The sequence below is a fragment of the Solibacillus sp. FSL K6-1781 genome, assembly GCF_038630735.1.
Taxonomy (GTDB): domain Bacteria; phylum Bacillota; class Bacilli; order Bacillales_A; family Planococcaceae; genus Solibacillus; species Solibacillus silvestris.
The window spans coordinates 1,187,525-1,209,222 of the sequence record NZ_CP152038.1 but is presented as its reverse complement, the minus strand read 5'-3'; the positions used below and the strand labels follow the sequence as shown (position 1 = coordinate 1,209,222).

At 39.1% G+C, this 21,698-nt stretch carries 22 protein-coding genes; all 22 read right to left on the bottom strand.

The features are described 5' to 3' along the window. Positions 1-262: 262 nt before the first annotated feature. The 22 genes from era to MHH37_RS05650 all read right to left on the bottom strand — a co-directional run bounded on the left by era (position 263) and on the right by MHH37_RS05650 (position 21,624). Positions 263-1,177 carry a GTPase Era gene (era, locus tag MHH37_RS05755; RefSeq protein WP_008403129.1) on the bottom strand — a complete coding sequence of 305 codons (915 nt, stop codon included), beginning with the start codon at positions 1,175-1,177 and terminating at the stop codon, positions 263-265. Next, positions 1,164-1,571, bottom strand: coding sequence for a cytidine deaminase (locus MHH37_RS05750; RefSeq protein ID WP_008403130.1), 408 nt, complete (start codon positions 1,569-1,571; stop codon positions 1,164-1,166). The genes era and MHH37_RS05750 overlap by 14 nt, the downstream gene beginning before the upstream one ends. A gap of 25 nt (positions 1,572-1,596) precedes the next feature. Beyond that, positions 1,597-1,947 (bottom strand): diacylglycerol kinase family protein, encoded by a 351-nt coding sequence (locus MHH37_RS05745; protein ID WP_008403131.1) that lies wholly within the window; start codon positions 1,945-1,947, stop codon positions 1,597-1,599. Then, positions 1,934-2,419, bottom strand: a complete 486-nt coding sequence (ybeY, locus tag MHH37_RS05740) for an rRNA maturation RNase YbeY (protein ID WP_087615323.1) — start codon at positions 2,417-2,419, stop codon at positions 1,934-1,936. Before ybeY ends, MHH37_RS05745 begins: the two co-directional genes overlap by 14 nt. A 14-nt stretch (positions 2,420-2,433) precedes the next feature. Next, on the bottom strand, positions 2,434-4,548 hold the full coding sequence (locus MHH37_RS05735) for an HDIG domain-containing metalloprotein (protein WP_342575369.1): 2,115 nt from the start codon (positions 4,546-4,548) through the stop codon (positions 2,434-2,436). Positions 4,549-4,763: 215 nt separating this feature from the next. Further along, positions 4,764-5,723 carry a PhoH family protein gene (locus MHH37_RS05730; RefSeq protein ID WP_008403135.1) on the bottom strand — a complete coding sequence of 320 codons (960 nt, stop codon included), beginning with the start codon at positions 5,721-5,723 and terminating at the stop codon, positions 4,764-4,766. A gap of 2 nt (positions 5,724-5,725) precedes the next feature. Beyond that, a complete protein-coding gene (locus MHH37_RS05725) occupies positions 5,726-6,835 on the bottom strand; it encodes a sporulation protein YqfD (RefSeq protein WP_342575368.1) in 1,110 nt (369 codons plus the stop codon). Further along, a complete protein-coding gene (locus MHH37_RS05720) occupies positions 6,832-7,068 on the bottom strand; it encodes a hypothetical protein (RefSeq protein WP_008403137.1) in 237 nt (78 codons plus the stop codon). Before MHH37_RS05720 ends, MHH37_RS05725 begins: the two co-directional genes overlap by 4 nt. Before the next feature lie 273 nt (positions 7,069-7,341). Beyond that, complete coding sequence (locus tag MHH37_RS05715; RefSeq protein WP_008403138.1) at positions 7,342-7,851, bottom strand: hypothetical protein; 510 nt, start codon at positions 7,849-7,851, stop codon at positions 7,342-7,344. 50 nt (positions 7,852-7,901) lie between these two features. Then, entirely contained in the window at positions 7,902-8,066 is a 165-nt protein-coding gene (locus tag MHH37_RS05710; RefSeq protein WP_342575367.1) for a hypothetical protein, read from the bottom strand. Positions 8,067-8,157: 91 nt separating this feature from the next. Next, complete coding sequence (locus MHH37_RS05705) at positions 8,158-8,628, bottom strand: hypothetical protein (protein ID WP_342575366.1); 471 nt, start codon at positions 8,626-8,628, stop codon at positions 8,158-8,160. A gap of 23 nt (positions 8,629-8,651) precedes the next feature. Further along, on the bottom strand, positions 8,652-9,659 hold the full coding sequence (floA, locus tag MHH37_RS05700) for a flotillin-like protein FloA (protein WP_008403140.1): 1,008 nt from the start codon (positions 9,657-9,659) through the stop codon (positions 8,652-8,654). Between the two features lie 2 nt (positions 9,660-9,661). Continuing rightward, on the bottom strand, positions 9,662-10,990 hold the full coding sequence (locus MHH37_RS05695; protein ID WP_065217032.1) for a nodulation protein NfeD: 1,329 nt from the start codon (positions 10,988-10,990) through the stop codon (positions 9,662-9,664). A gap of 319 nt (positions 10,991-11,309) precedes the next feature. Then, positions 11,310-11,483, bottom strand: a complete 174-nt coding sequence (gene rpsU, locus MHH37_RS05690; RefSeq protein WP_004227078.1) for a 30S ribosomal protein S21 — start codon at positions 11,481-11,483, stop codon at positions 11,310-11,312. 109 nt (positions 11,484-11,592) lie between these two features. Continuing rightward, positions 11,593-12,261, bottom strand: coding sequence for a deoxyribose-phosphate aldolase (gene deoC / locus MHH37_RS05685; RefSeq protein ID WP_008403142.1), 669 nt, complete (start codon positions 12,259-12,261; stop codon positions 11,593-11,595). A 91-nt stretch (positions 12,262-12,352) separates the two neighbouring features. Continuing rightward, entirely contained in the window at positions 12,353-12,892 is a 540-nt protein-coding gene (locus MHH37_RS05680) for an adenylate cyclase (RefSeq protein ID WP_342575365.1), read from the bottom strand. Positions 12,893-13,185: 293 nt separating this feature from the next. Continuing rightward, the gene (mtaB, locus tag MHH37_RS05675; RefSeq protein ID WP_008403144.1) at positions 13,186-14,535 is read right to left on the bottom strand and encodes a tRNA (N(6)-L-threonylcarbamoyladenosine(37)-C(2))-methylthiotransferase MtaB; all 1,350 of its coding nucleotides are present in this window, start codon (positions 14,533-14,535) and stop codon (positions 13,186-13,188) included. A 171-nt stretch (positions 14,536-14,706) separates the two neighbouring features. Further along, entirely contained in the window at positions 14,707-15,741 is a 1,035-nt protein-coding gene (locus tag MHH37_RS05670; protein WP_342575364.1) for a HEAT repeat domain-containing protein, read from the bottom strand. Between the two features lie 264 nt (positions 15,742-16,005). Next, positions 16,006-17,439 (bottom strand): glycosyltransferase, encoded by a 1,434-nt coding sequence (locus tag MHH37_RS05665; RefSeq protein WP_342575363.1) that lies wholly within the window; start codon positions 17,437-17,439, stop codon positions 16,006-16,008. Between the two features lie 6 nt (positions 17,440-17,445). Next, positions 17,446-18,489 carry a HEAT repeat domain-containing protein gene (locus MHH37_RS05660; RefSeq protein ID WP_342575362.1) on the bottom strand — a complete coding sequence of 348 codons (1,044 nt, stop codon included), beginning with the start codon at positions 18,487-18,489 and terminating at the stop codon, positions 17,446-17,448. A 1-nt stretch (position 18,490) separates the two neighbouring features. Continuing rightward, positions 18,491-19,345, bottom strand: coding sequence for a response regulator (locus MHH37_RS05655; protein ID WP_342575361.1), 855 nt, complete (start codon positions 19,343-19,345; stop codon positions 18,491-18,493). Positions 19,346-19,431: 86 nt separating this feature from the next. Further along, a complete protein-coding gene (locus MHH37_RS05650; RefSeq protein WP_342575360.1) occupies positions 19,432-21,624 on the bottom strand; it encodes a hypothetical protein in 2,193 nt (730 codons plus the stop codon). Positions 21,625-21,698 lie beyond the last annotated feature (74 nt).

Sequence of the window (21,698 nt, the reverse complement as noted above, 5' to 3'; positions counted from 1 at the left end):
GAGAGGAAAGTAGAATGTTTCCGGCCGAATGTAGAAAACTTCTAATGAAATGTGGAACAAAACTGCTGAAATGTAGAACCTATTCATTTTATTCGCTCATTCATCAGAGTATGTAGAATGTTTAGAGAGCAAAGTAGAAAGTTTCCGGCCAAATGTAGAACTTTTCACCTATAATGTGGAACAACGCATCTAAAAAGTGAACTCCATATAAAAACACACCGAGTTTCCCTTAAAGAAAATCGGTGTGTTCTGCTGCTATCTATTAATACTCGTCTTCTCTAAATCCGAAATCGCGTAAATGCGTTTGCTTGTTACGCCAATCTTTTTGAACTTTTACCCAAAGCTCTAAGTATACTTTTGAGCCTAGTAGCATTTCAATATCCTGGCGGGCACGTGAGCCGACTTCTTTTAAAAGAGCACCGCGTTTGCCGATGACAATTCCTTTTTGTGAATCGCGTTCTACCATGATTGTCGCCTGTACATGAATCATATTTTCCTTTTCTTCATGTGGCTTAATGCGCTCAATGACAACCGCAATTGAATGTGGAATTTCTTCGCGTGTTAAGTGCAATACCTTTTCACGAATCAGCTCGGAAATAATGAAGCGTTCCGGGTGGTCCGTTACTTGGTCTGCCGGGTAATATTGCGGGCCTTCGGGTAAATACTTTTCGATTGTCGATAATAAGTTTTCCACGTTGTTGCCCTGTAATGCTGAAATTGGAATAATTTCAGCAAAGTCGAACTTATCTTTATACGAATCAATGATTTTTACCAGTTCATCCGGATGTACTAAATCAATTTTATTGATGATTAAAAATACCGGTGTTTTATTGCCTTGTAACAACTCGATGATAAATTCATCACCTTTTCCGATAGCTTGTTCAGCATTAACCATAAACATGATCACATCCACTTCACGTAAAGCATTACGTGAAGTTTTCAGCATGAATTCGCCTAATTTATGTTTCGGCTTATGAATCCCCGGTGTATCGATGAAAATCGTTTGAGAGTTTTGTTGTGTTAAAACACCTTGTACTTTATTACGTGTCGTTTGTGGTTTGTCAGACATAATCGCAATTTTCTGGCCGATTACTCGGTTTAAAAATGTTGATTTGCCCACATTAGGACGACCTACAATCGAGACAAAGCCCGATTTGTATCCTTTATTTTCCTGCATTTTTCATATCCTCCGTATTAAATGCACCCGGGATTAGCTCACCTACTGTTGTTTGTTGAACGTCACCATTCATATTTGTTAAGTAGACGGGCATATCCGGAGCACAAAATTCACTCATTACTTGTCGACAAGCTCCGCATGGGGAACATGGACCCGGTGTGTCTGCTACGATCGCCAGCGCTTTAAATTTCATATTGCCTTCTGACACTGCTTTGAAAAACGCAGTACGTTCCGCGCAGTTTGTCATGCTGTAACCTGCATTCTCGATATTGCAGCCATTGTACACTGTACCGTCTTCTGCTAATAATGCCGCACCTACTTTAAATTTCGAGTAAGGTACATATGCAAATTCACGTGCAATTTTAGATTGTTCCATTAATTGTTCCATGTTCATCTTTGGTTCCCCCAAAACATTATTTTTAAAACCATTTTGGTAAAAATATGAGTAGTCCGATTATAACACTTGCGAGCGCAAAAACAAGTACAGCACCTGCCGCAACATCCTTTGCCTGCTTGGCGAGCGGATGAATTTCCGGTGATGCCAAGTCCACTACACGCTCGATTGCCGTATTAATCAACTCAGTTCCGATGACAAAAGCTATGACTAAAGTGATGATACACCATTCAACGATCGATAGCCCCGTCAGTAAACCAGCCATCAGGACAATTACTGCACTCACTAAGTGAAATCTGAAGTTTTGTTCCTGTACAGCCGTAACTAGTCCTTCCATTGCATAACGAAAAGAACGAAAAAATTTACGGACGTTCATTCGTATCACGACCTAGGCCGTATGACTGTAAAATCGTATCTTGCTTCCCGAACATAACTTTTTCATCTTCCGGTGTCATATGATCATAGCCTAGCAGGTGCAAAAAGCCATGGACAGCCAAGAAGCCAAGCTCACGTTCAAACGTATGGCCATATTCAGCTGCCTGTTCACGAGTACGGTCTGTCGAGATGATAATATCACCTAAAATACGTGGAATCCCTTCACCGATAATTTGCAGTTCCCCTTCACCCATTTCCTCCAATGCAAAAGAAATGACATCAGTAGGCTGGTCTTTATCGCGGTATTCACGGTTAATTTCATGGATTGCTTCATTCGTCACAAATGTCACCGACACTTCCGAGCCATCCTCGATTCCTTCCTGTTCCGCTGCATGCTGAAGGAGTTTTTCCACTAACTCCAAGTGGGATTCTTGTACTTCATTTGTTTCATCTAAAAAATCAATTAATAACATGTAGTTCCCTCCTACTATTCCTTTGGATATTCAATACGCGAGTGGAACGTTCCATTTAATGTTTCACATAATACGTCTTCTATCTTTTTCAGTTCTTTTAATGAAATATCGCATTCATCAAACTGGTCATCCTGTACACGATCCTGAATAATCGTTTGCACAAGCTTCTGTATTTTCTCTGCATTTGGGTGCTGCATTGAACGTACTGCTGCTTCAACACTGTCCGCAATACTAATGATTGCGGCCTCTTTCGTCTGTGGCTTTGGACCCGGATATCGGAATACACTTTCGTCCAATTCTTTCCCTTCTTCCTTAGCCTTAAACAAAAAGAATTTCAATGTGCTTGTCCCATGATGCTGTAGACAAATATCGATGATTTCCTGAGGCATTTTATGCTTGCGCAGCAGCTCTGCCCCATCTGTAGTATGTGCAATAATAATTTCTGCACTACTTTCGGGTGCCATCGTATCATGAGGATTTGTCCCCATTTGGTTTTCAATGAAAAATAAAGGTCTTCGCGTTTTCCCTACATCATGATAATAGCAACCGACTCTTGCTAGCAAGCCATCAGCCCCAATTGCTTCACATGCTGCTTCAGCCAGATTGGCAACCATTATACTATGGTGATACGTACCGGGTGTTTCCGTCAAAATTTTCTTTAACAACGGGTGATTCGGATTCGATAATTCGATCAGACGCACGACCGATAAAAGACCGAAAGCCGATTCGAAATACGGAAGGAGACCCATCATTAAAGCACCGGATAACAATCCTGAAATTATCGCTGCAGCAACATAAAACGCAACTTCCTTCATTCCGTATCCTGACTGTCCCATCAGTATATAAAATGCGATAAATACGATGTTAACAAGCGTTACGATACCTACCGCCTGCAAAATGTCTGTCCGTTTTTCAAGGCTGCGCATAAAAATAATCGATGCAAATCCGCCAAATAAAATGTAAAGCGCTGTATCCATCTGCAAAATACCCGATAATCCTTCATGGAAGATGATGCCTGCAGACGCAGCAGTAATGATTGTCACAATACTTGCGATACGGTCATTGGCTAACACGCGGACTAGCATTGTCACTAATGCCGATGGGAATATAAAGGCAATCATCAGATCAAAATTCGTTGAAATCAGTGCGATCAGTTTCATCATGATTAACGCAATCACATATACAATAATCGTCACGAGCAGTTCATTGCGCTTTGAAGCAATGTCTTTTTCCGTGCGATCAAACAGAACAAACAGGAAAGACATTTGTAGTAAAATCAAAATGATTAATCCGGCAATCGGTTTAATCGATTCTTCACTGTCCAGCATCCCTAATAGTTCAAGCTGACGATAAATTTCGCGTGTAATTACTTCGCCTTCCTGGACAATAATCTGTCCTTGCAAAATACGTGTTGGCTCAACTGCTTCCTTTGCCTGCTGTTTGGCAATGGCCGTTTTTTCTTCATCCAGTACTTCTGTTTCCACAATAGCTGCACGACCAATAACGATCGCCACACTCATTAAGCCTTCAGATATCGAAGGCTGCTGACGGATCTTGCTTTCCAGTTCATTACGGTACGGCAGCAAGCTATCCTTACGAAGGGGATAATTTAAGTTCACTTCAACCAATGTCGCCAATGCATCACGTGCAGACTCAAGATTTGCTTGTGGTGCACTTAATACATTCAGCAACTGTGCATCCGATAAAATCAGATTTTGATGGTTATCAAATATATCTTTTAATCCGGAACGCAGCATTTTTATTTGTTCGGCTTCTGGTATTTCTTCCTCCGCCTCTTCAATATCCTTCTTCACTTCCAATGCAATATCAAAAATGGTTGTCACAAAAGTTGCACGCTGACTTGGCACTTCATCTTTATATATGTATACAGGGTCTACGGCTTTCTCCGCATTTTCCCTTTCTATTTCTGTCTTTACCGTATCTTCCACTGTTTTAGATGAACGAATGGTTTCCGGTGATAATTCAGTTAGTTGGATATCATATGTAACGCCCCGAACATTATCAATCATCAGGAAAAACTGCAGGAGTGCAGTAGCCGCAAGGACGATGAATAACAGTGCGCGAAAGCTGATTAATTGGATGAGCTTGTTAAATCTTTTTATGATCATGCACCTCCCTTTGTTTCTATGTTCATTTTATCAAATTTATATGTTGGGTGTTACGAAAAGTACGTATGTTTTTCAAATAAATGTCTTTCCACCTACTAATGGGTGGAATAATTCCTCCTCTTAGTTTATATACGGAGTTTTTTCCAATAAGTTTCATGCTATTTTTCCCAATAAAAAACTTTCAACCTTTAAATAAAAGTTGAAAGTTCCATTTTTTATAATTCCTGCTCTGTGTAAGCCTGAATGACTCTCGCTACTAATGGGTGACGGACTACGTCACCTTGCTCAAGTATTTGGAAGTGGATGTCTTTTACATAGCGTAATGTACGCTCTGCAATAATCAGACCGGACTCCGTGTTTTTAGGTAAATCAATTTGTGTTTTATCGCCTGTAATGACCATTTTTGAGCCAAAACCTAAACGCGTTAAAAACATCTTCATTTGCTGATGCGTTGTATTTTGAGCTTCGTCTAAAATGACGAATGCATCATCCAATGTACGGCCACGCATATACGCTAAAGGTGCGATTTCAATCGTCCCGCGCTCTATTAGACGCTGCGTCTGCTCCTGTCCATAAATGTCATGAAGTGCATCATAGAGCGGACGTAAATACGGATCGACCTTTTCCTTCAAGTCCCCCGGTAAAAACCCTAATGACTCTCCTGCTTCAACGGCAGGACGGGTTAAAATAATCCGTTTTACATGACCATTTTTTAATGCCTGTGTAGCCATCACAACCGCTAAATACGTTTTACCGGTTCCGGCAGGTCCAATTCCGAAAATCAGGTCTTTATGACGGATTGCCCGGATATATTCACGTTGACCAATCGTTTTTGCACGGATTGGCTTACCTTTTGTATTACGCGCAATTTCTTCATCATATAACTCCGCATAATATTCAATTGTGCCTTTGCTGGCCATTTCAATAGCTGTTGACACATCACGCTGATCGATATTAATATTTTTTCGTATAACTTTCAATAACGCTTCTAAAACGGCATATGCTTGATTTTTCTTTTCTAAATCATCGCCTGCAATTTGTATGACTTCCCCACGCGTAATAATTTGTACGCTATAAGTTTCTTCAATCAATGTTATATTTGCATCTGACATTCCTAAAAGCATTACAGCTTCATTTGGATTGTCGATTTGAAGCTCAACATATTTTTCTGACATACTCATTCTCCTTGGTGAATTGGATGTGGTTGTGCGATATTTTCATTAATTAAATACAAGACTTTCCCTTTAACTGTATCATCATCACTGTGGACGTGCAAAAGTTTTTCTGCTTTTATGGCGGTTTCAAGCGGTAATGAAGAAATCATCTTTTCGTGCAATAATGGCAAGATAGTCGTTTCTACATCCTTTTCACTTATCTTTTCCTTCTTTTTATGAAACATTCGATAAGGCTTATACGTTACAAAAGTCTTTAACGGTTCAATAGACATCTGTTCTATTGCTGTCCCGATTTTCTCCCAGTTCACGTCATACTTCCAGCCATGATCATCCAATACTTCAATTTCGATTGTTTTAGGAACAGAAAATGATGTTTCAAGCCAGTAATCAACAAACACTTCGCCTTCTGCACCAACAATGATTTCTTTATCCCCATGCTGCAAAACACCTGAAACGAGAATATCTCCCTTGTATACCGTCATATTTTGTTCAACTTGACGAACTCCGCGCTCAATTTGGAAATGAGTTACGACACCACTGTTGTTCGCCACTAAATGCTGGTTCTTATTTACTTTTGGTACCGGCTTAATCTTTGGCGCCAATTGCGGATTAATCGTAATCTTACTTCCATTTTTCATAATATGTACCCATGAAAACTCCCGAAACTCCTTCATCATCGTCTGTCTGATTTCATTATCGGATAAAAACGTTTTTTTCGGTACAGGAAACTCCACACCCATTTCCTTTTGCAGATAGTGTGCCACTTCATCTTCCAGCTCGATTGTGGCGGCATCAACTTCAACTTGCCATACAAACCGTGACAGTATGATCGGCAGGACGATTAACATGATGATGCCAATCGCCGTAACCATATCTTTTTGCAGAATTCTCTCCGGCTCGCTGTAACGGACGGTAATTTTAACTTTCGCTTTTTTTCTTAGTCTGCGCAGTAAGGACAAGTTACTATGCGCTACTTGGAAAGTTATTTCGCTCTGTTTAAAATTCAAGTTGAAAATCCGGATTTTATGCTCTTTCATCAGCATAATAAAAGCACTAGCTTCTTTAGATTGCTTTAGTTTAATTGTTATAAGCTTTTTATAGGATTTACTCATTTTGCATTCCGCTCAATCGTAAGCTTCTGCAGATTTTTACATTGAATTAAAAAACCTTCTTCGAATAAATGCTGGACTTCCACTTCCCCTGCATGAACATACATCGTAAAATCTTTAGTTGTACAGTTATATTCAGTCGGGGTTACATCACCTATCGTATAGGAACCATCATAGCGGATATCCATAAAAGAGGTGATTTGCAATTTATTGTTTTTAGGAAATAAATTTTTCAATAAAAGCCTCCTTTTTACGTCACTATATGCTTGGAAAAAAGAAGGCATGTATAGATAATTTTATCCCGCATTAACAGGTAGTAAAACTACCCGTAAAAGCCCGATTGGTTCGGGCCAACACGATGTTGGTCACACAAGTGTTGTCACAGGATGTGACGGTTTTAACTTGTGTTCCTTCTAATCAGTTTGGGGTTGATGAAAGACCCCACTGATTGAAGTTTCACTTTATCCCGCATTAACGGGTTGTAAAACTACCCGTTAATGCCTTATTGGTCACTTGATCGGAATTTCCCAGTTTGCAAAGTCACCTAACGCGTCACCGGAACTTTCGCTTTCCGGCTCCTTAAATGCAGCTGGAACCCGCATATTCAGTGATTTATTTTCATCGTATATGTGCTGAGGAATCAAATAAGTCACGTTAAAAGTTGTTTCCATTTGAGGATTCACCATAATTTGCTCGTTCTCAACAGAAGACGACAGCTGCTCTATTTCATCCTGCTCTAATGTTTGAATTGTAAAATCCGGCGTATAGTAGACAATTTGACTGTACTCATTTTCTATAGTTCCTTTAATTTCAAGAATTAATTCTCCCGGCTCAGCGGAAACCTTATTGACCGTATAGTCGAGCTTTAAAGTGACACCTTCCATACTATGTGTCAATGACTCCTCACTCTCATATACAGTAGACGTTCCATCCGTCTCCAAAAGTGTTTCTTCCTCTTCCTTACCGCATGCGGCCAATACTAAAATAAGAATTAACAATAACATCCATCTTTTTTTCATGTCTGTATCCCCCTCTCATAATAGATATACCCGTTTCCGCATAAATTTAGTTACTGGTTTACATAAAGTCCGTTGATTTCCATTATGGGCGGACGCTTTCCACGAACACGGCCTGTGCCTGTAGTCTCAGGCGTCGGTGCACCTGTCGCTTCGCTTTCGCCGCAAAATAAATTTTGCAGTTCCCTCAGGAGTCTGCCGCCCTCCATTCCAATCAACTCTGTTATGCCATTAAATATCACCATTTCATTATATACTATGTAAAAAAACTACCTATTCCCACATTACGTTGAAATAGGTAGTCTCGTATTATTTTTTTCTTGCTTTAGGTGGGCCCAGAACTTCTGTCATAATAATGGCCTGCATTAAATCACGTTTGCTCGATGGCACAACTTGGAAGGCTTCTGCTTCTTTTTTGGCCATTGCAACAATTGGATGCTCCTTTAATGAACGAGGATTATGGATCTTGTCAGTTACTGGTTCCACGATTGAGCGAGCAGCTTCAACAGGTTTTTCTACTTGTTTAGGGAGCTCTCGTTCTATTCTTTGACTTACTGGTTTTGCTTTTTCATTCAGCTGTCCGAATACTTCATTCGCAAAATCCTCCAATGATTTTGGACGTTTTTGCTCTGTTCGACGTTGAACTTCCTGTTTTCGAGGAGCAGGTTGACTGCTAAATGGCGGCATCTGTTTTGATTCTTTTTTTTGCTGTTGTTCTTTACCTTTACCCAATAAAGAACTGACAATAAAGACAATCACCATAATGATAATTCCTTCCATTTAGTGCTCACTCCTTTCCTCGATTATTTGTTTTTCGGATCTTTGTTGTCGTCATTCGATACTTTTGAGATCGAATCACGCATTGATGTGTCCGCCTGAATATTTTTGTAGTTCATGTAATCCATAATACCGAAGTTGCCAGAACGTAGCGCTTCTGCAAGAGCCATTGGAACTTCTGCCTCTGCTTCTACTACTTTTGCTTTCATTTCCTGAACTTTTGCAATCATCTCTTGCTCGCTTGCTACGGCCATTGCACGACGCTCTTCGGCTTTTGCCTGAGCGATGTTTTTATCTGCCTGTGCTTGCTCGATTTGAAGCTCGGCACCGATGTTTTTACCGATATCAACGTCCGCAATATCGATCGATAGAATTTCAAATGCCGTACCAGAGTCTAAACCTTTAGATAAAACTGTTTGAGAAATTAAATCCGGGTTTTCCAGTACTTTTGAATGTGATGCACTAGAACCTAGTGTCGATACGATACCTTCACCAACACGGGCAACGATTGTTTCTTCACCAGCACCACCGACTAAGCGGTCCAGGTTTGCACGTACTGTAATACGCGCTTTTGCTTTTACTTCAATCCCGTTCATCGCAACACCGGCAATAAATGGTGTTTCAATTACTTTCGGGTTAACCGACATTTGTACCGCTTCTAAAACGTCACGGCCAGCTAAGTCGATTGCTGCTGCACGTTCAAATGTTAACTCAATATTCGCTCGGTGTGCCGCGATCAATGCATTGACAACACGGTCTACGTTACCACCTGCTAAATAGTGTGATTCCAATTGGTTAATCGATACTTCTAAACCGGCTTTATGAGCCTTAATTAAAGGATTCACAATACGCGACGGAATTACTCGACGTAAACGCATTCCGACTAATGTGAAAATACTTACTCTTACACCTGCTGCTAGTGCACTAATCCATAGTGCAACCGGAACAAATGTGAAAAATACTGCCAGGATAATAAATGCAATGACTAATCCGACAATTAATGTTATTGTTCCTGCATCTGCCAACATATTCATACTTATTCTCCACCTCTTCCAATAAATTCTCTTACGACAATACGAGAGCCTTCTACTTTCACTACTTCAACTGTTTTACCAGCATCAATATAACCACCTTGTGTTACAACATCAAGACGTTCCTGGTCAACAACAACGGTTCCTGATGGTCGCAACGGCGTAATAGCCTGCCCTGTTTTGCCTATTAATTCAATTCGGTTTTTGTTTGAAACATAACCTTCTTCCGTCGTCGTTGCATCTCTCAGCACGAGACGGTTGAACATATGCAACTTTTTCCCGAAGAATTTCATAAGTATCACCATTCCTATACCTGCAATTATCATTGCGATTAAAATCGAATAAGCCATATGAACAAAGCTTTCCCCTGCAAAAAGCAAACTTCCTATCATTAATGCGCCACCGATAATACCAACTATACCACCTGGTACAAATAGCTCGGCAATGAGTAAAATAAGTCCGATTACAAAAATGATGACTGTTTCATATCCGGCAAAACCTGCAATCGTATGTCCAAAGAAGAACATACCTAATGAAGCAAGCCCCATTGTCCCTGCAACACCAAAGCCTGGTGAATACAGCTCAACAACTAATCCGATACTTGCAATCGACAGTAAAATAGGAACGATAATCGGATTTGTAATAAAGCGTGCCAGTTTTTCAGCAAATGTTAGCTCAACTTTTACTACTTCGCTGCCATCAAGGTTGGTGATTTCAAGCAGTTCCGTTATCGAAGCAACAGTGCCTTCTGAGTACTTAACTTTTTCCGCATCTTCTGCAGTTAAAGTGAGGAGCTTTCCTTTAGGGGCTCTTAGTTCAGGCAAATCGTAGTCGTTTCTGACCATTGCCTGCGCATATATAGGATCCCTGCCGGAGTTTTCGGCAGCCGAAGTCATTTTGGCAAGCCAGTCACTTTCCGCCTTTTCTCCTGCTGTGTTACCGGAAGAATCGATGACCGCCGCAGCACCCATTGTTGCGTTTGGTGTCATATAAATTTTATCAGCATGTAAAGCAATATACGCACCAGCAGACAGCGCATCCGAATTGACGAATGCAATAATCGGTATATCGATTGCATCCATCAGCCTGCCGATTTCCGAAGCCGCAGCAACAAATCCGCCGGGTGTATGCATATTCAGAATAATTGCTTCTGCGTTATTACTTTTTGCTTCATCGAATCCACGCTTTAAATGCTCCACCAAACCTTTTTCAATTTCATTATTGATGGATATTTCATACACTTTACCATCTGCAAATGCTGTTAAAGAAGGAAACATTAATACGAATGACATGACCATCAGAAAAATCCAACTAATCCCTTTCGTTCGTCTCAATTTTATCACCCCTTTAGCTAAGTTATGTACAGTTAATTCTACGGATGAGATGAAGAAAAGTTTCAATTTTTTTAAAATACCTAAAAAAAACTTCCTCCTATATTATTTGCTAACATATACCAATTATACGGTACTGATCGCTAATTATTAAAAGTTTCTCGAAAACGCTTTCTTTCTCTTCTCTATTATGGTTGATTTGAAGAATAAAAACAAATGCAAATACCCCGCAGTTATATAAATAACTGCGGGGTATATCATTTGTCTGCTCAGTTAAATCTGAAAATTGCGTGTTATGAACGTAGGGTTTTTACAGGGAAAATTACCACTTACGTTTACGTGCAGCTTCTGATTTCTTTTTACGTTTAACGCTAGGTTTTTCGTAGAACTCGCGCTTTCTAACTTCCTGAATTGTACCTGATTTTGATACAGTACGTTTGAAGCGACGAAGAGCATCTTCAAGCGATTCGTTTTTGCGAACGACAGTTTTTGACATCTCTCTTTCCCTCCCTCCGAACACACGTCATACATGCATTAACTGTTAGTTAATGTGTACTAAAGTAGTATAGCGTATGATTAAAAAAGAGTCAACAAAAACTATCGAATTAGTAATTAGAATCTGATTTTAGACCATTCATAATAGCAACACCAGAAGAAGCGCCAATTCGAGTAGCACCATTTTCAATCATACGTTGCATATCTTCCAGGCTACGAACACCGCCGGATGCTTTCACACCAAGATCCGGACCGACTGTTTTACGCATTAATGCGATATCTTCAGCTGTCGCTCCACCTGTTGAAAAACCAGTAGAAGTTTTAACGAAATCGGCACCTGCTTCAACAGAAAGTTCGCAAGCTTTTACTTTTTCTTCATCCGTTAATAGGCAAGTTTCTATAATTACTTTTACTAAAGTACCATTTGCAGCGTCTACTACTGCTTTGATATCATCACGAACTAAATCGTAATTTCCGTCTTTTAGAGCACCAATATTAATAACCATATCGATTTCGCCAGCACCGTTTGCAATCGCATCTTTTGTTTCAAATGCTTTTACTGCAGATGTTGTAGCACCTAGCGGGAAGCCGATAACTGTACATACTTTTACGTCTGACCCAGCTAATTGCTCTGCACTGAATTTCACCCATGTAGGATTTACACATACTGAAGCAAATCCATATTGCTTTGCTTCTGCACAAATTTTTTCTACTTGATCTTTTGTAGATTCAGCTTTTAATAAAGTATGATCAATCATTACTGCATAATTTTGAGTCATTTCTCATTACTCCTTTTACTAAACATTAGTTGTCCGTACATCTATAGTTTAGCATGTATTTTAATTGACGCAAACTATCAGACAACTTAAATTATTCGTCTGAATAGGCAAATTTTGTACGAATAATTTTTCTGTCCAAAGGTTCACCGTTATCTGTGACATACTGAATATTTAACTCAGGAATATTACGGTGGACTAACTGGTACGTTAAAATATTTTTAATTAAATGCTCTTGTGCCAAATCAAATGCTTCTTCGTCTAAAAGTGCATCATCAGATAATACAATTTTCCAATTTGAAAAGTCTTCATTAGCATCGATATGTGTAATTCCATCTTCTGTACTTTGCTCACTCGTTTCTTTGTACTGCTTCAGGAATTGTTCCGTTTGTTGCGCAATTTCAGTTAACTGTTGCTTATTAATCTCTAAAGAAACGGCACCATTCGGCTGAATAGTTTTATAAACGTCCGATGCTTTGTACTCGATATTAAGCGAGCCGTAATGCTGGGCTACTTCCGTAGGGATATTGACTTCTACCATAGCCGATTCACTTTCTACTGTTGGTTCTTCTTTTTTCTCCGTGCAACCATATAAAATAAATAGAATTGCAGCAACCATCCATATTTTCTTCATATAAATTGCTCACCTTCTTTGCTTGTAATCGGGATAAACATAATGTTCCAAATAATAGTGTTGGCTTGTCCTCTACATAATATACTTAAAATTCCATTAGTTTAGGACTAACTATTTGTAAATTAATATGCTGTAAAAAAATACATAACGTTTTGCCCGATTATAAAAACTTGCGCGCACTATTTTCTCTACCCTATTTTTTATTATTAAAAAGAATTAGTGTTATTAAAGGAGAACAACGGACAAAAAGAGGAATTGCACAGTGCAATCCCTCTTTTTTATCAAGCATATTATTAAATTGCCTGGCCTTCCAATACGCGAACGAATTGTCCTTCGTTGTACGGGTAGCCTGCTTTAGTAACTTTAACTTTTACAAGCTGGCCGACCATTTCCTCTGTGCCTTCAAAAATTACTTTTAAGTAGTTCGTTGTATAGCCGACATATAGGTTTTCATTGTCGCTATCTTTAAAGCGCTCTTCCGGAATGACTTCCAGTACTTCTCCTTCAAAACGAGAAGCATATTCTTTTGCAAGCTGGTCATTCAGTGCAATCAAACGGTGAACGCGTTCGTTTTTGATTTCTTCATCAACTTGATCTTCCATTCTTGCTGCCGGTGTCCCTGTACGTTGAGAGTACGGGAATACATGAAGCTCAGAGAATTTGTGATCGCGGATAAAGTTGTATGTTTCCATGAATTCTTCTTCCGTTTCACCCGGGAAACCTACGATTACGTCAGAAGTAACCGCTAAGTCAGGTAAAGCAATTTTCAGCTTTTCAAGACGCTCTGCGAAAAACTCCATCGTATATTTACGACGCATACGTTTTAAAACTGTATCTGAACCTGATTGAATCGGAATGTGTAAGTGGTTTACAACGATTTCAGAGTTTTGTAGTACATCAATTACTTCATCTGTTAATTGAGATGCTTCAATTGAAGAAATACGTAAACGTTTCAATCCTTTTACTTGCGCTTCCAAGTCACGCAACAGCTGCGCTAAGTTATAGTCTTTGAAGTCTTGTCCATATCCGCCTGTGTGAATACCTGTCAGGACAATTTCCAAATAACCCGCATCCACAAGCTGCTGAGCCTGGCGAATAACTTCTTCCGGATCACGTGAACGCATTAAGCCGCGCGCCCAAGGAATGATACAGAACGTACAGAAGTTATTGCAGCCTTCCTGGATTTTCAGTGAGGCACGAGTACGGTCAGTAAATGCCGGTACATCCAATTCCTCATACACACGGTTTTTCATAATATTACGTACCGCATTGATCGGCTGGCGCTCGTTACGGTATTGATCGATATATCCAAGCATTTTCTCGCGGTCCTGAGTACCAACAACGATATCGACCCCTGGAATTGCCATAATTTCAGCAGGTGAAGTTTGTGCATAACAGCCAGTAACACATATAACCGCATCCGGATTTTGACGGATAGCACGGCGAATAACTTGGCGTGATTTTTTATCGCCAGTGTTTGTTACTGTACATGTATTAATAACATAAACGTCCGCCTGATGATCGAACTCTGTACGCTCATATCCCTGCTCTTTAAATAGCTGCCAGATTGCTTCTGTTTCATAGTGGTTTACTTTACACCCTAATGTATGTAGAGATACGGTTTTCGTACGTTCGTAACTCATAATTTATATCATCCTTTCAAGGTTAGCACTTATCTATTTTACTCCGGCGAATTGCCTCTTTTTAGTCGACCGGTAGCATGCTCTTCATTCTCTAAATGAAGAAAAATATCAACGTGTTTTATAATAGCATAAAACGCTATACAAAGCCTATTTTTTTAACTACTTGTTAAACTACCGGCTTTCTTCCACAGATGTAGCCGGAGAGATATGTTCTTCACTGTCGGAAACCTGCTGCAGTATTACCTGTCCATCCGGTAAATCCATCAGTGATAAAGCTGCCTGTTTTCGAACATGGCTATTTGAATCAAGCATTAACATTTTCAGATAAGTGTATGAATCATCCTCTTTGACAAAACGTAAAATTTCGGCAAGCAATAGACGCTCCTCCCAAAGGGCTGAATGAACAAAGGCTTCATAATGCTTCACATGCGAAATTTTGCCATACGACGAAATGGCTCTTAATGCTCGAAGACGGATTCCCGGACACTCGGACGTCAATAACTGTTCAAATAATGAAAGGTATGAAGGATTCATGTTCATGTTCAGGCATGAAAACTCCAGAAATGCTAATTTCAGCTGAATCGGCAATTCTTCAAAATGATCTTTAAAGTAGTCACAATAACTATTCTCAATATTCGATAGCAACAGATGGTACTCGCTATCATAAAAAGTCAATCTAGGCTTATACATATGCGCCAAAAATAAATTTCTATTATATTTCGCTGCAACTTGTAACATTAATAAATATTCTTCGATCGAGCCGATACGATTATCTTTTAGCCGGCGTTCGATTAACGGCACTAAAAATTCCAGCTCCAAAATCAATGTGCGCTGTAAAACATGTAGACGGACAGTTTCATCACGGCTATTCAATTGCTCCACATAATAGTTTTTCATATTTAACGCTGCATATGTTGAAGCTCTCTCCAGGATTTCTTCTTTATTCATCGTTGTAACATACGAAACAAAAATAGTATCAATTGCCGCCAGCTCATTCTTTGTAGTTGAATGATTCCGAAGAGGCTTGTTTAAAACTAAATAATTATACCAGTCCCTTTCATTTTGCTGGATATAGTTATTAATTTTATTAAAAGAATGTTTCTTTCTGTTCTTACGATAAATTGCATAAAAATAAATACATAATAAAATAAAAAGCATTACACTACAGATAATTAAGATCCCTTTTAAAATTTCTTCAATCTCCATTATTATCGCGACCCTCTCAATCTGTTTTCCATGTTATTTACTAATATATCACCTTTTTCCGTTATCTTTATACAACCAATTTTTTCTCCTGTCTCCAATACTTCATTTATCTATGGAATTTGCCCCAATTTTTGGTTATTAATGGGGAGTCTTTATGAATTTGTTTTGAAAAATTTATGTACGGACAAATTCCGGTTCTTTTGAAAATAAAGAAGAAGACAGACAAAATAGACGGAGTAGTTCCGCCTATCAACTTAGTCTATATTATAAAGTATCATTTGTTTTCTTTTGCAATCCAGAACGCGTTAGGCTTCCCCAATCGTTTTTACCCCGAATAAAGTACCAGAATCCTTGAAGACGGAAAACAACCATTAGCGGACGGAACCAGAACACTTCCGATAAAGAATACAATAATAGTTTTACCGAATCACGGATACGTGGATAAGTGCCCATACTCCATGCTTCCAGCAAAATAGAAAACATTGAAATGACGGTACTGTAAATTAAAAACAGGACAAATAAAGTAAGAGCCGATTCCAAATAGATATTCCCGATTACAAATGATAAAATGACATATATATATCCCAATAGTTCAACAATTGGGCCGATTAATTCAATAAATACAAAATACGGAACAGATATGAGACCGATTTGTTTGTATTTCGGATTGAGCAGCATTCCACGGTTCAGCATAAGACTGCTTAACAGCCCCTGATGCCACCGTCTCCGCTGTGTTTTTAAATCCTTTAAATTATCCGGGGCCTCTGTCCAGCATACCGGATCTGGAATAAATTCAATCGATTTTTTTATTTTATTCTTTAGTAAATAGTTGTGCAGCCGGACGACCAGTTCCATATCTTCGCCAATCGTATTCTTATTGTAGCCACCGACTTTTATTGTATATTCTTTCGAAAAGACACTAAACGCACCGGAAATAATTAATAATAAATTAAAACGGCTCAGCGCAATTCTTCCCATATAAAAAGCACGTAAATATTCAATAATCTGCATGACGACAATCGGGTTATTCGGGACAACCGATTTCAATACACTGCCGTACTCGATTTCAGAACCGTTTGCTATACGCACACTTCCACCTGCAGCAATGACTTTCCCGTTGGAAGAGACAATCGGCTTCATCACCTGCAGCAATGATTTAGTGGATAAAATTGAATCACCGTCAATCGAGCAAAAATAAGGAAATCTTGATACATTTATGCCTGCGTTTAACGCATCGGCCTTTCCTCCATTTTCCTTGTCTACTAAAACAATATTGTAATGGAGCTTCGAGTGGTAAATGCCCCTGATTTCCGCTGACGGCAGCTGATTCTGTACAGTCCGGAAAACAGGCTCCATCTGAAAGACATCAATCACTGTCTGCAATGTCGAATCTTTTGAACCATCGTTTACAATCACGATTTCATATTGCGGGTATTCAAGTGTCAATAATGATTGAACCGTACTGATAATACCGATTTCCTCATTATAAGCCGGGACAATGATTGAAACAGGCTTCGAGTAAACCGCATTTAAATTTACTTTCCCTTCCAAATTCTTATCCAGATTCCTGTCTTTTCTCAACTGTAAGAAAGCAAAGACCAGCATTAATGAATAAACCAATATAACAAATAACATGTATATAAAAATTAATGAACTGAACACTTCGTTAAACCAATAAAGTATGTTATCTAGATTCATTTATCATCATCCTAACTTCATGACTTCCCTTGCCATATCTGCTGCATACAAATCGTTTTCACTGTCGATTATTTGCTGTAAAATTACTCGTCCATTTGGCATATTCAGTAAAGATAATGCCGCCTGTTTTCGTACTTGCCAATTTGAATCAGCCATTAACCGCTGAAGATTTTGATAAGATACCTCTTCTTTTACAAACCGCAAAATTTTCGCTATCATCAATCTCTCTTCCCAGCTGGCGGAATCGACAAAGCGCTCATACAGTTGGAAATCAGAAACCATCCCGAATGATGCAATCGCTTTTAGAACCCGAATTCTTAACTCCTGATCTTCCGATGTTAACAAACGCTCATAGAAAGAAAGAAAATCATTACTTACATTTGTGCTTAAACTCAGAAAATCAAGGAGGGCAAGTTTCAATCCGATTGGCAAGGAATCAAAATGGCTTGTGAAATAGTCGATATAGCCTTCATCAATTGTCGATAATAAAAGTTTATATTCATAGTCATCCAATGGTAATCTCGGCTTATAAACATGGGCATAAAATAAATTCCGATTATATTTCGCGACTACCCGCAGCATTAATAAATACTCTTCCATCTCATAATCTCGTTTTCTTTTTAAACGCCGCTCAATAAGGGGCACTAAAAATTCCAGCTCCAGCAGTAATGTACGCTGCAATACATTCAAACGGACCGATCGATCACGGCTTTTTATTTGCTCGATATAATAATTCTGCATATTCGATGCAGCGTATTCGGAAACTTTGGTGTGAATAGAAACATTATTAAGCGTTGTCAAATAGGAAACAAATAGATGATCAACCGCCTTCATTGTAATTTGATTTTCCGGCCGGTGATCCAGCGGTTTGTTATAAACAAGATAGTTATACCATTGCGTTTTATATTGTTCGAAATACGCATTCATCTTTTCATTGATTCGATTTCTTTTCGTCCCTTTATAGACTAAATATATAAATATACATAAAATAACGATCAGCATGATAGTGCCGGCAATAACCGCCCCGACTAAAAATTGACGATCTATCATATTATCGCGACCTTCTCAAATGATTTTTAATACGTATTTCAAAAATTTTCAAATTAAAGGGACGGACAAAGTAAGCATCAGCTCCATTTTCAAAACTATAAAGCTGTGCTTCCTCGGAATTACGTGATGAAATAAATAAAATTAAATATTTTTGTTCATTAGGCAAACCGCGCAAATAATGCAAAACCTCAAAGCCATTTTTTCTAGGTAAAATATCATTCAGCACGATAATATGATGATGCTCACTTCGGTACCAGTCGGATTCTATAAATTCAAGTCCGTCATTAAACACCCGGACCTCCAAATCTTGTTCAGCTGTTTCCAGATTGTGAAACAGATTCGAAAAAATAGATTGTGTAATATGATCATTTTCGATGATGCTGACTTTCATCTTGATTCGCTCTTTTTCCATAAACTGCGGAATCACCACTATTTGTGTATCTGAAAAATCAAGGCTCATCACCTCTTCCTCACCAACTTCCAGTATTTCTTCAAGCGGATGCAAAGAATTCGCAATTTCTGCAATAACGGCAACAAGCGGCATTTTGAAAGGTGACATAGCAGTTTGAAGCCGACCTAGAAATGATTTGGATTCCATTGCTTTACTGATCGACAGAACAAGAATGATGTATTGTTTTGACTGATGCGAAAAGGCAAAATCCGACTTACGTAAATTTTCTTTTACCAACTGATAGAATTCTTCATAGCTTACAGACATTTCATCTGAATATTTCACGAAAACAAACGTAAAATGAATCCCCTTTTTTCGGATATAAGTTAACTGCAAATCATAAAGATGCTTCAAATTTTGAAGATTCTTTACGCTATTACTAAACTGATTCTCCGTTTCTTTCATTTTTATTTCACCCCTGTTCATACATATGCCTCAACCCACTGTAATCCACTTCAATCGCTCGAAAAACAGTGGATCTTCACCTTAGCTCAATGTATCTCTGAAAATTTTTCCTGTAAAATATAATACGATTGCTTTAAACGTTCCTTATACTCGGGTATTGTCCAGCCTTCCCAAGTATAGGTTTTTAGGTCGGATTTTTTGTCCGGTATACGGTTTTTCACGGTATTATTTTCGACGAGCAATGCACCGACTTCAATTCCTTCTATTATTTCCTTTGTCATTTCTTCATTTTCATATAAATCCGACCAAACTTCCAGACGGCTCGGATCCGTAAAATTCAGCAATAGCCAAGGAATACGAATTTCGACAATCCCATCTGCTTTGTTGATTTCATAATCGGCAAGCGAATCATAATCCGGGCTTTCCGGGTTACCATTTCCTTTTCGCAGCTTCCCTGTCTCGTATTTTTCGAATGGATAGGTTTTATCGAGAATCGGAATCGTGAGCTGTTTATTTATTGCATACTCAATAGGGTTAAATTGCCCACTGTTTTTTTCGGTCATCCCTTCAAACGGGACGAGCTTCAATCGGTCGCCGTACAGTTTCTGGAACACATCATAGTAGGCATCGACTTCAATTCTGCTATTTTCCTCATCTTTAATCGTCAGTACAAAATCAGCTTTGTTCAATAACGGGTATTCCTTATATGTTGAATTCCCCTGCCCTTTCACTGTATTGAAATAAATTAACGGAAAATCGGCATTTGAGAATTCCGTATTTTCCACATCCAACCGTATATACAAATAGCGTTCGTCGGAATCCATATACATGGCCATCTGTTTCGTTTTATACATCGGCTTTTTCCCTGACCAGTCCGAAATATCCCCATCCACTTTTATTTTCAATGTATCAAAACTGAGCAGTCCGAACTGCTGTTCATTTGTTTGTGCATTAGACCAAAATGGCCGTTGATCCGGATTATCGAGATCCATCGTATTCCATGTCCGCTTAAACCATTCATCCTGCCAGGAGAACACTAAACCGCCAAGCATGCCTTCTTGCAGAATATCTTCATAGAGACTGACTAAATATTCCCCTTGCTGACGCTCGGTCACAAAGCCCTGATTCCAGCCAAACGGATTTTTATGAGTCAATCCACGGGAAGCCGGTATTCCGAATTCGGAGATTAATATCGGCAGACGGTGCGCTTTTTTCAAATCATTTAAATATGCTGCATAGCTATTCGGTTCACCGCGATGGTCCTTATATTGTAAATACTCAGGCGTAAAGTTCAAAAAATCCGGATAATACGGATAGACATGGTAGTTTGCAAATTGACCAACATGCTGCAGCTCGTTTTTCTCATAAATGACATTCGGATTTACGGTCGCCATATCTTCCTCTTCACTCGGTTCGTACGGGTGGTCCAATAAATCGGTCGTTACCCAGTTCGTAAAGCTGAACGGCCGCATCCATTTGTATTCGTCCATTTCGTACTGGGCGGCATATTCCATCTGCTCTGCTAGCCAGATTTCAAATGGAGCAGCATCTTTTGTCGAAAAGTACTTGCCGTCATATTGTGCCTTGCCTTTATTTTTCTCATTAACTGAATTAACTGCATCCGGATACCACTCGATGCCCATCATCCAGCCAATAACATATGGAGCGACATTGGCAGTATAATTCCCAAAAGCATGTCCCGGCTGATGTTCAATTTCTGCATTGCCGTGTAAAATATCGATAATATCTTTTATTTCCTTTTGAAACTTTTCTGTCGGTTCACCATATACATCCAATTGCTCAATTACCGGCTCTTCTTCCAGCCAAACCCCATGGAACAAGTAAATCGGCTGTTCATGCGACTCATTGTACTCCAGCAACGCTTCATAAAATACCGGCGGGTGGATTGTATAAACACGGATTGCATTCGCGTGCATATCACCAATTGATTTGAGCCATCTTGTATAATCTTTTTTTGTAATTCCTGCTTCACCCGGGAAAAGACCGGGCTTAGCCATCCCGATATTTACCCCTTTTATGGTCATTTCCTGCCATTTACCGTTTTGCATCACTTCATATCGATTGCTTAGCACCCGGGCATTATAGGCAATATTCTGCTCATAGACCGGTTCAACGGATGTTGTAACTATTTGCTTCGATGTTGAAGAATCCTCATCTGCATCATCACTTTCCGAAACGGATTTATCATTGATGAAATAAATCCCTAACGGAACTGTAATCATCAGCAGCAATCCTAGTACGAGTAATATTTTTTTCATCAGCGCCACCTATCATCATTTATAATTAAAAAGGGAAAGAATTACTTTATTGTTTCTCTTCCCCTTAAACACGG

What these genes read in the sequence shown, in the direction of transcription:
- era (WP_008403129.1), bottom strand. Translation starts at nt 1,177, where the DNA reads ATGCAGGAAAATAAAGGATACAAATCGGGCTTTGTCTCGATTGTAGGT.
- MHH37_RS05750 (WP_008403130.1), bottom strand. Translation starts at nt 1,571, where the DNA reads ATGAACATGGAACAATTAATGGAACAATCTAAAATTGCACGTGAATTT.
- MHH37_RS05745 (WP_008403131.1), bottom strand. Translation starts at nt 1,947, where the DNA reads ATGAACGTCCGTAAATTTTTTCGTTCTTTTCGTTATGCAATGGAAGGA.
- ybeY (WP_087615323.1), bottom strand. Translation starts at nt 2,419, where the DNA reads ATGTTATTAATTGATTTTTTAGATGAAACAAATGAAGTACAAGAATCC.
- MHH37_RS05735 (WP_342575369.1), bottom strand. Translation starts at nt 4,548, where the DNA reads ATGATCATAAAAAGATTTAACAAGCTCATCCAATTAATCAGCTTTCGC.
- MHH37_RS05730 (WP_008403135.1), bottom strand. Translation starts at nt 5,723, where the DNA reads ATGTCAGAAAAATATGTTGAGCTTCAAATCGACAATCCAAATGAAGCT.
- MHH37_RS05725 (WP_342575368.1), bottom strand. Translation starts at nt 6,835, where the DNA reads ATGAGTAAATCCTATAAAAAGCTTATAACAATTAAACTAAAGCAATCT.
- MHH37_RS05715 (WP_008403138.1), bottom strand. Translation starts at nt 7,851, where the DNA reads ATGAAAAAAAGATGGATGTTATTGTTAATTCTTATTTTAGTATTGGCC.
- MHH37_RS05705 (WP_342575366.1), bottom strand. Translation starts at nt 8,628, where the DNA reads ATGGAAGGAATTATCATTATGGTGATTGTCTTTATTGTCAGTTCTTTA.
- floA (WP_008403140.1), bottom strand. Translation starts at nt 9,659, where the DNA reads ATGAATATGTTGGCAGATGCAGGAACAATAACATTAATTGTCGGATTA.
- rpsU (WP_004227078.1), bottom strand. Translation starts at nt 11,483, where the DNA reads ATGTCAAAAACTGTCGTTCGCAAAAACGAATCGCTTGAAGATGCTCTT.
- deoC (WP_008403142.1), bottom strand. Translation starts at nt 12,261, where the DNA reads ATGACTCAAAATTATGCAGTAATGATTGATCATACTTTATTAAAAGCT.
- MHH37_RS05680 (WP_342575365.1), bottom strand. Translation starts at nt 12,892, where the DNA reads ATGAAGAAAATATGGATGGTTGCTGCAATTCTATTTATTTTATATGGT.
- mtaB (WP_008403144.1), bottom strand. Translation starts at nt 14,535, where the DNA reads ATGAGTTACGAACGTACGAAAACCGTATCTCTACATACATTAGGGTGT.
- MHH37_RS05670 (WP_342575364.1), bottom strand. Translation starts at nt 15,741, where the DNA reads ATGGAGATTGAAGAAATTTTAAAAGGGATCTTAATTATCTGTAGTGTA.
- MHH37_RS05665 (WP_342575363.1), bottom strand. Translation starts at nt 17,439, where the DNA reads ATGAATCTAGATAACATACTTTATTGGTTTAACGAAGTGTTCAGTTCA.
- MHH37_RS05660 (WP_342575362.1), bottom strand. Translation starts at nt 18,489, where the DNA reads ATGATAGATCGTCAATTTTTAGTCGGGGCGGTTATTGCCGGCACTATC.
- MHH37_RS05655 (WP_342575361.1), bottom strand. Translation starts at nt 19,345, where the DNA reads ATGAAAGAAACGGAGAATCAGTTTAGTAATAGCGTAAAGAATCTTCAA.
- MHH37_RS05650 (WP_342575360.1), bottom strand. Translation starts at nt 21,624, where the DNA reads ATGAAAAAAATATTACTCGTACTAGGATTGCTGCTGATGATTACAGTT.